General features: G+C 60.8%; 1 protein-coding gene. It reads left to right on the forward strand.

The genetic code is table 11. The features are described from left to right. Positions 1-79: 79 nt before the first annotated feature. Positions 80-1,227 (forward strand): IS3 family transposase gene (locus ACX80T_RS16270; protein ID WP_116779319.1). Its coding sequence is split into 2 segments (ribosomal slippage): positions 80-344 and positions 344-1,227, totalling 1,149 coding nucleotides; the frame shifts between segments, so codons are not numbered across the junction. Positions 1,228-1,256: the final 29 nt, after the last annotated feature.

The raw sequence follows: 1,256 nt of genomic DNA on the forward strand, positions 1-1,256 counted from the left end.
TGGTTGGGTCCCCGGGTAGGAGTCCAGTGATTATGTGAGTTTCGCATCCGATAATGGGTGCAGGAGGAAATTCACCGATATGGCACGTAGACATACCCCTGATCAGGTCATCGCGAAGGTCCGGCAGGGCCAGAAGATGCTCAACGATGGACGGCCGATGATTGAGGTCGTGAAGGAACTGCAGGTTACCGAAGCGACCTGGTACCGGTGGCTGAACCAATACGGTTCCGAGCACAACGCCGGCCAGACCAAAGCGGTACGGGAGCTCGAGAAGGAAAACGCCCGGCTGAAGAAGCTGGTTGCGGAGAAGGAACTGACCATCGACATACTCAATGAGGTGGCGCGGGGAAAATTTTGAGCCCGGAACCTCGGCGGCGTGCGGTGCGCATGGCGCAGGAGAAGTTCGGGGCGTCCGAAAGACTCGCCTGCAAGATCCTGGGCCAGAACCGTTCCGCGTTGCGCAAGGGGCGGCCGGTCGCGAGCTTCGAAGACCACCGGCTGCGGGTCGATCTGAGGGCTGTTGCGGGGAAGCATCCGGCGTGGGGGTGGCGGAAGGCGCGCTGGCACCTACTCAGCCAGCCAGCCTGGCATGGGGTGGCCTTGAACGCGAAGCGGGTGCGCCGGCTGTGGCGACTCGAGGGACTTACCTGCAAGCCCAGGGCGCGAAAGAAGCGACGGACTGGGCCAGGGGCTGGTGAGCAGAAGCGGTTGGCTGCCCAGTATCCGATGCATGTGGTCAGCTTTGACTTCCAATCCGATGTGACCTCCTGCGGGCGCCATGTGAGATTCTTCAACGTCATCGATGAATACACCCGTACCGCCCTGGCCATCATCCCGCGGCGGTCTTTCACCGCGACGGATGTGGTCGCGGTGCTCGAGGACATCATCGCCGAAACCGGTGTCGTGCCGACGTATGTCCGCTCGGATAACGGGCCGGAATTTACCGCCGCGGCGCTGATCAGCTGGTGCCAAACCGCGGGGGTGGAGACCGCTTTTATTGACCCGGGGTCGCCGTGGCAGAACGGGTACGCCGAGTCATTCAACGCCCAATTCAGAAGGGAACAACTCACCGGGGAAATCATCGACACCCTGGCCGAAGCAAAGTACCTGGCCGATGAATGGAAACAGATCTACAATCATGAACGGCCCCATGGATCCCTCGATGGAATGACACCGTCGGCTTACTGGGAAAACTGGACCGCAGGAAACCAACTAGCTATCGCATAGCCACTGGACTGCTAACGGGGGCCCAACCA

Source organism: Arthrobacter sp. Sr33, from assembly GCF_054511195.1.